The organism is Butyricicoccus sp. AM32-19 (assembly GCF_003480365.1).
In the GTDB taxonomy this organism is placed as follows: domain Bacteria; phylum Bacillota; class Clostridia; order Oscillospirales; family Butyricicoccaceae; genus Agathobaculum; species Agathobaculum butyriciproducens.
Genome location: NZ_QUIX01000028.1, coordinates 1 through 7,792, shown reverse-complemented (window position 1 = coordinate 7,792; position 7,792 = coordinate 1). Strand labels below are relative to the sequence as shown.

Annotated in this window: 6 protein-coding genes and 4 pseudogenes; 6 read left to right on the top strand and 4 right to left on the bottom strand. The window is 46.0% G+C overall.

Annotated features, from left to right (window positions below; all coding sequences use genetic code 11):
* From DW806_RS16140 to DW806_RS14615, 3 genes and pseudogenes are all read right to left on the bottom strand, one after another.
* Positions 1-648, bottom strand: a pseudogene (locus tag DW806_RS16140) (recombinase family protein); the annotation flags it as partial.
* 60 nt (positions 649-708) lie between these two features.
* A pseudogene (locus DW806_RS16135) lies at positions 709-1,686 on the bottom strand (type IV secretory system conjugative DNA transfer family protein); the annotation flags it as partial.
* Positions 1,683-1,880, bottom strand: coding sequence for a PcfB family protein (locus DW806_RS14615; RefSeq protein WP_243022787.1), 198 nt, complete (start codon positions 1,878-1,880; stop codon positions 1,683-1,685). The pseudogene DW806_RS16135 and the gene DW806_RS14615, both read right to left, overlap by 4 nt.
* A 23-nt stretch (positions 1,881-1,903) precedes the next feature.
* Between DW806_RS14615 and DW806_RS14610 the strand changes: the two are divergent.
* Positions 1,904-2,505 (top strand): annotated as a pseudogene (locus tag DW806_RS14610) (DUF4368 domain-containing protein); the annotation flags it as partial.
* Entirely contained in the window at positions 2,502-2,846 is a 345-nt protein-coding gene (locus DW806_RS14605) for a TnpV protein (protein WP_118730418.1), read from the top strand. The pseudogene DW806_RS14610 and the gene DW806_RS14605, both read left to right, overlap by 4 nt.
* A 239-nt stretch (positions 2,847-3,085) precedes the next feature.
* Here DW806_RS14605 and DW806_RS14600 read toward each other — a convergent pair whose 3' ends face one another.
* Positions 3,086-4,285, bottom strand: a complete 1,200-nt coding sequence (locus tag DW806_RS14600) for an IS110 family transposase (RefSeq protein ID WP_118730417.1) — start codon at positions 4,283-4,285, stop codon at positions 3,086-3,088.
* A 259-nt stretch (positions 4,286-4,544) separates the two neighbouring features.
* Between DW806_RS14600 and DW806_RS14595 the strand changes: the two genes are divergently transcribed.
* The 4 genes and pseudogenes from DW806_RS14595 to DW806_RS14575 form a co-directional block, all read left to right on the top strand.
* Entirely contained in the window at positions 4,545-4,955 is a 411-nt protein-coding gene (locus DW806_RS14595) for a hypothetical protein (protein ID WP_242983506.1), read from the top strand.
* Positions 4,956-5,163: 208 nt separating this feature from the next.
* Positions 5,164-6,225: a hypothetical protein gene (locus DW806_RS14590; RefSeq protein ID WP_158578398.1), complete on the top strand. Its 1,062-nt coding sequence runs from the start codon at positions 5,164-5,166 to the stop codon at positions 6,223-6,225.
* A 469-nt stretch (positions 6,226-6,694) separates the two neighbouring features.
* Positions 6,695-7,477 carry a helix-turn-helix domain-containing protein gene (locus DW806_RS14580; protein ID WP_118730414.1) on the top strand — a complete coding sequence of 261 codons (783 nt, stop codon included), beginning with the start codon at positions 6,695-6,697 and terminating at the stop codon, positions 7,475-7,477.
* Positions 7,478-7,582: 105 nt separating this feature from the next.
* Positions 7,583-7,792: pseudogene (locus DW806_RS14575) on the top strand (DUF3847 domain-containing protein); the annotation flags it as partial.

Here is a 7,792-nt window from a genome sequence, read left to right as displayed (position 1 = left end):
GAATGAGGACTTTTTCTTCTTTCAGCTTGCTGGCGATCTGATACGGACCGTAGCCGTCAATCGTCATGGAAAAGATGCGCTTGACCACCTCTGCGGCTTCGGGGTCAACCAGCCATTGGTCTCTGGCTTCGTTCCAGAGATAGCCGTAAATGACCGTGCCTGTGAGGTGCTTGCCGGACTTGCCTTTGGACTGGAAAGTGGAACGGATTTTACGGCTGGTGTCTCTGGCATAATACTCGTTCATGATGTTGCGGAAAGGGGTAAAATCATCGTCCCCTCTGGCACTGTCCACGCCGTCATTGATGGCGATAAGGCGAACGCCACGCTGACGCAGGATTTCCATAATCTGACCGACTTTCAGATAGTCACGACCCATGCGGCTCATGTCCTTGATACACAGATACTCCACATTTCCGGCTTCAACCTCTTTCATCATTGCCAGAAATCCGGGACGGTCAAAGCAAGTGCCGCTAATGCCATCGTCCGTGAAATGGACAATGTTCGTAAACCCCTGCCGTGCGGCGAACTCCTCCAACATTGCTTTTGGTTGGAAATGGAATTGCTCTCACGCTGTTGGTCATCATCTTTGCCAAAGTCATCACGGCTCAACCGTTCATACAGAGCAGTGATTTTCTCGTTTTTTCTCATAACTTGCGCTCCTTTCTTCGGTTTTAGGTTGTGTGTTCTAAGAGACTTCCCAACCGCTTGATTAAGAAGTCTTTTAGAGCATACAACACCGGCAGCCAGCTTGAGCTTGGCATATTGCCGGACAGCAAAGTGATTCGGCTTCTTCTTTTTCAGAACTTCAAACATCTGATCCACCGGATTCTGAAAGGTTTCATCATCCTCGCGAACTTCCATCGCATTCAGGAATTCAATCAGAGTTGCAAAGTTCTGCTCTTCCAGCGGTGCCTCATAGTGGATATATCCGATCAAGGCGCAGTAGAGCAGCGTTTCTGCCTTCGTCCAGAACTCGTCACCGGCTTTTCCATCGCCCTTTGTGTTGGCAATCAGCGTTGTCACCAGTTTCAGAATGTCTTTTTCTGAATGGATATAGGCGAAGGGATTATAGTGCATCGACTTTCTGAAATTGATGGTGTTGAAAATCTTGATGTTGTAGCCATGCTTCAAAAGAGCATTGCCGCACTCAATCACGATGCTGCCTTTCGGGTTAGTGACCACATAGGAGCTGTGCATCTGGAGAAGGTTTGGCTTCAACCAAAAGCGAGTTTTACCGGAACCAGAACCGCCGACAATCAGAACATTCTTATTCCTTGCGTTGGCCGGATTCTTCGGACGATTGCTCATCATCAGCCGCTCCGTCCGGGTCAGAATCACATTGTTTGCAAACACCGGGTCTTCAAACGGTTCGATGTCTTTCTGCGTTCCCCACTGGGCAGAGCCGTACTCCATGCCATGGCGATATTTCTTGGCATTTTTGCCTTTCAGGTACACGGCAAGCCGCAGACCTGTTCCGCAGCACACGCCAATCAGCAAATCCATCGGATGCAGACTTGGCATCGGATTGGAAAAGGCTACACCCAGGGCAGAAAGAAAGCCGAGGAGCTTTTCAGACATGTCTGCGCCCTCGGCAATTCTCCACGCTTCTCCCAGATTGGTACATACAAGACCGGCAATGAAGTACGGCAGGTTCAGGATCAGCCGCTTTTTTGTCTTATTACTCATAGATCACGCTCCTGACTTTTGTGGCGAACCTTATCCGGCAGAATTGCAGCAACCAGCTCTTTGAGCTTGTTAAGCTGCTCCAGAACACTCGGTTTTTCCTTTGCCTTCAGCTTGCGGTTGGTGAATTCCTCAAAAGCGGAAGTCAGCGCATCCGCATCTTTAGCCTTAAAAAACACCGTGTACTTGGGTAGCATCACATTTTGGTCTTTCGTAATAGCTGCTCTGCAAAATCTATGAGGACAACATTTTAGGCAAGCTGTCCGACAGCAGATACGCCACTCTGGACGCTCAATACGAAAAGGAACAGTCCGAGCTTACCGCTGAAATCTCTGTTCTGGAAAAGGCTGTCAAGAGCTATGAGAAGCACGAAAAGGACGCTGACCGTTTTATCGCTCTGATTGACAAATATGAGAACTTCGACAAGCTGACCATTGCCATGCTCAACGAGTTTATCGAGAAAATTCTTGTGCATGAGCGTGACCGCAAAGGCAGTATACAGACCACACAGGAGGTCGAGATTTACTTCAATTTTGTTGGGCGATTTGTTCCCCGGCGTTTGGAGAAGTGGAGCTGACCCCGGAAGAATTAGAGGAAATCCGCAAACGTGAGGAACGCAAGGACAGGCTTCATCAGAACTACTTGAAGCGGAAAGCCAGCGGAGCGCAGAAGCGATACGAGGACAAAATCAAGAAGCGGAAAAAGGCGGAAATCGAAGCCAAGAAAGCCGCCATTCGTGCGGAGGACATTGCAAAGGGAGTGTTCGTCCCTGTCAGCAGTTTACCGCAGAGAGAGCCGATGAAAGGAGTACAAACAGCATGAATATCACTTACACACAGAACGGTGATTATCTTATCCCGAACATCATTATCCGCAAGACCAAGCCCATCGGACACTACGGCAGACTTCGCAAGGCGTATCTGGAAATGCACCGCCCGATACTGTTCAATAAGCTGGTACTATCCGACAAGCTCTTTGAGCATTGCGCCGAGATTGACGAAGCGGCACGAAACCGCATAGAGTTGATCGTGCGGTCACTGGCAGAGCGAAACGGCGTGACCGAGCAACTGAAAGCCGAAAATCAGATGGAGTGGGTACGGCAGATGAACGCTTGCAAGGCACAGGCAGAGGAAGTTGTGAAAGCAGAATTGATTTATGATTGAGCGAGGAAGTCCGGACAGAAAACTGTTCGGGCTTTTCTCATATATTCCAAAGTTGCGGTAGAATTGTTCACAAGTTTTATGGTATAATTTGAATACGAAATTGAGAAACAAATCTTGCTAATGTATTTGTCAAGAGTTTGTTTATAGATTTTCCGATTTTCTTTTGGAAAAAAGGGCGCATCAAATTAAACCCACAGCAGTTGTGGATTTTTGAAAAAGCTATATAATAAAATCAGTGGTTACAGTTGCTTGAGCGTTTCCATCGCTCTCGCATAGTAGATGCGGAGAAACTTGTTGACTCCGGCCATTTTAGCTACATTATACGGTTTCCCTTCCTGTTCCTTTTTGAGCAGAAAAAGGTAGACAGGGTCATCTTGAGGTCGTGTAAGTTTGAGTGCCTGCATAACCTCAAAGCAATACTTTCTGAGAGCCGCATTCCCACGTTTTGATATGTGGCGATTGTGGCTCTCAAATGTTCCAGACTGATATGGAGGCGCATCGTTACCAGCATAAGCGTTGAGTGCTTTTCCACTGTGAAAGCGGCGGATATCTCCAATTTCAGCAAGGATAAGGGGACCGAGTCTATTACCTACACCAGCCATAGAACGCAGCACGGCGTATTCGGGCAATGTTTCAGCCAATGTCTGCATCTTTAGAATAATTGAATCAGCGGCCTTTTGGGATTCACAGACAAGTTCAAGGCACTGATCTTGAGCCCCAAGGGTATATTCGTTTTCTCCTCTTGTTGTGATATTGAGCAATGCAGCTTCGTAAATTGCCAACCCATAGGTTTTGGTTTGGCGATTCCGAGATTTCCTTGCGATTTTTTCAAATGCGTCAAGAAAACGACTTTTCCCCATTTTCTCTATACGATCGTAGGATTTAAAACGATTGATAAAGAGAACGGAAAGACTGGTTTGTGGCGTTCTGGTCGTTAGAGGCAGGATGTTGGTTATGCCAGGCATCGTTTCATCCAATAGATTAAGTAGAAATACTTTGTTGGTTTTCAGGGTAAGCATTCGCTGATTATACTGTCGTGCCAAAAATCTTAAATCTTCGTATTTCTGCTCCATAGATGTGTATGGAACCAGAGAATAACTCTTTTCCAATGCATATCTGGCAATCCGCACTGCATCTTTCTTGTCCGTTTTGGCCTTGCGAAGATCCATGTCTCCGAATTTCTTGATTTGATAGGCATTAACCATACAAACAGGGAGCCCGGCTTCCTGAAACGCTTTCAGAACAGGATAATGGTAATGCCCGGTATTTTCCATTAAGATGGTTGCAGATTGATTGCTATTCAAAATATACTTGATGAAAGCATCTAGTTCGGGCTGCGTATGGTGGAATTCAAAAGGGCCTGTGTGCATTGATCCATCTTGGTTTAAGATGGCTGCTACACTTTTTGACTTGGAAATATCGATTCCTACTGCGAGCATTGACATTCCTTCTTTCGTTTCGATTTATGGCTATCCAGCTTTTCCAAAGTACGCACATATTCAATCGTGAAACGGGAGCTATGTCCCAACTTGCTGAATCGAGCACAAAACAATGGAGGCTGGCTGACACATTTGTCTGCGGGCGTGATGTCCCAATCGGAAATTTCGTCAGACCATATCTCCATTTTAAAAGAAAAGAGCAAGGCCGGATAGACCTTACTCTTACATTATGAATCGGGATTTAATGAGGGCAAAGCAAATGGAACAGATTCTCAATTACAGAGATATACCCACGGATAAACGGCTTGACATATTAAATGCTCTTGCGCAAATCGGTTTTTTCCCGGCATACGGCGGTGTGAAAACAATGCAGCGGATTATGGAAAAGTCAGTTCCGAATTCGGGTCCACAATTCTATTTCGTTCTCCGTGAAAATCAGTTAATAGGGTATAATTTTCTCATTGGTGACACGAGGAAATATAAGGCTTTCCCATGGCTTGCTGTCGGCAATATGGATGAACAGAAGTTGACGGTTTGCGAAGAACTGATGAAACTGCAAATTGTCTTTTTTCAGGAACTTGGAATGCACGATATAGCAGGTCATTGTGTTAGGCTCATGGAAGATTACAGAAAAGGAATTGGAAAACGAAAAGAAAGTGACTGCAGATAAATTCAGCTTTATCGAACCGATAAAACCCCTTTAGGAACTAAAGGGCGCACTTCTATACTCTCTATCGAGGGTAGTGCGTCCTGCGAGGCAGACAGCCTGAAGTATGTTGACGGTAAAAGCACTTGACAACTTGTTGCTTTATGGTAAGCTAAGAATGTACTGCGAATTCACATGAATTTGCAACCATCATATGAAAGAAGAGAGAAAGATGAAAAAGCGAATACTGATGTTTATCGCTGCCCTCCTGCTGCTTTGTTCTGCCGGGTGTTCTGGACAGGTTAACTCAGCTGGACAGAACGATGTTCCGCAACCGGAGAATCAGCCGATGCATGAGGCGGAAGAGCCGACGGATAAGGCGGATGAGCCGGCGGACGAAGAATGGAGCGAAATGGGGTACGACTGGCGCTTAAGCGTTCCGTTTTACGACAATGCTGAAGATGCAGCGAACATGGAATATGTAAGTCTAAATCCGATTTTTATCCTGCATGACGGCCGGTTTTATAATCTCGAGCCGACAAAAATGACATATACCGATTCCGACCGTGTAAGTGAGTCGTCAGTTTTAGATGCGCTGCCGAGGTCCTCAGAGGAGCTGCCAGTTTTGAATCTGGCGGCGGGCGATCAGCTTGTCACGTTTTCGGCAAATGTCGGCGATTATGCGTTTTTGCCTCTCGAGGATTTAGGCATGTGTCTGCCTGTCGTATGGCGTGGCGGCGTAGTGAGAGGGCAGTTGACCGATATCTACGGTTCGAATCCGGAATTTGATATTATGCCGACTGGTGTTGGGCAGGATATGTCGTATACTCCTGACAAGGTCATTGAGGAAATCAATGGACAGACTTTCACGCCGTATACCGGCACTGAATCCGGGCAGACATTTGCCAGCTATGCTGAAAAGGTCAAGCAGGCGGACGCGGAATTTTGCGGTCTCCTGGATTCGCTGAATATACCGTACCTTGCCGCAGATTGGTCATGGAGTAACGGCGGGGGAATCGTGCAGGATTACACGGATTATATTATCCGGGGCAACTACGGAGATACCGTCACATTGGGTCAGTACCAAGGAACAAAGTATGTCGAAGCGCACTTTACGCTTGTAAACACGCTGTATGAGCTTTATCCAAACAGCATGTTGGAGGCTGCGACCGAGCGGACGCATGACGGTTATTCCGTGATGCAGATACCGGAGAACATCAGTGGAGCATATGCCCTTCGCGCTCGGACGGAAAGCGGAACGGCGAGCTGTTATGCTTTTATGATTGTCAGATAAATTCATATACATCCCACAATTCATATTCGACAGGCTGAATCGCTGTTGGCCTGATATGATGTCCACTGCCCCGGCCAGTTTGATAAGCTGTACGCAGCAGACATAACGGATGTATAAAATCCCTTTGGAACAAAGGGCGCACTTCTATACTCTCTGTCGAGAGTAGTGCGTCCTGCGGAGCTTCATTCCCGGTCAGCAGAAGAAAACTGCATAACCGAGAATGTTTCGTCACTTCGTTCCGTCAAGGTGGCTACACCCCCTTGCGCCGCTAAAGCGGCTATCCCCTGTGGGCTTGCCGTCCGCAAACAGCATGAAATGCTGTTCGCCGCCAGCAAGTTTGAAAAAGGACAGTTATGCACTGGAAAACATATCTGCAACTTGAAGTTGACAAAGTGCATTTCCCGAAAGATAGATAATGACACCTCGCTTTGGTAGAATTATGCTATTAAAATCAAAGGAGGTATCACCTATGAATTTAGGCGAAAAAATCTACAAACTCAGAAAAGAAAAAGGTCTGTCTCAAGAAGCTCTTGCAGAGTTTGTGGGAACAACCCGACAAGCAATCAGCAAGTGGGAGAATAATCAAGGATATCCGGAAACAGAAAAATTGCTGTTGCTTTCAAATGTCTTTGAGGTATCTATTGACTTCCTACTGAAAGGCGAAAAAACGGAAAGTAGCGCAGATGAAAAAGGCTATTATGTAAGTAGAGAAATGGCTGTTGGCTATATCGTCAACGAGAAAAAGACTTGCAAATATTTTGGTGCCGGATTCGCCTTGTTTGCTTTAGCTGGAATACCCTACACCGTGTTTCAGACAGCGACTGCATGGAAAGTGTTGGGTATGTCCATTTGCATACTTGCAGGAATTATTGCTCTTGTGGTTTCAATGTTCATTTCAAAAGATGAATACACAATTTTGAAAAAAGAGAGTTTGCTTTTTGATTATGAATTTCTAAAGGTACTAACTGACGAATATCGTTCCATGAAGAAAAAGAACATGGTTGTTGCTATCCCTTGCACAGTTCTGTTCATCATAGGTCTTTTGACACTCGCTATTACCGTTCGAGGAATAATTCCATGGACACACTATCATTCGCTTGTCTTTTTAGGATTGTCAGTCGGATTATTTGGCTTTGTATATTCTGCTGGAGCTATGGAGGCGTATGAGGTTTTAGTCCATAACGAGAACTATTCAAATAGCTTCTGGTTTAAGGTTAAGCGAAAAGCAAAATTAAAAATCGACAAATGGTAACACACAATAACTAAATATCAAAAACTGACCGTTGACTGGTCGCACTATGCGAAAAGTTGACGGTCTTTTTTTATTCCCAAAATCAAAAAAAGGAGGTCAATCACAATGACAAAACCGAAAACCCTTGAACAGCTTCGAGCCGAAAAGGAACGAGCCGAGACGCAGCTTGCACAGGAACAGCACAAGCTGGAGCGTCTGGAGAACAGAAAGAAGTATCTGGAGAAAGGCGAACGCACCAAGCGCACCCACCGCCTTTGCAATCGGGCGGCACGGCTGAGAGCCTTGCCCCGGAGGTCAAAGATCTCACACGCACCG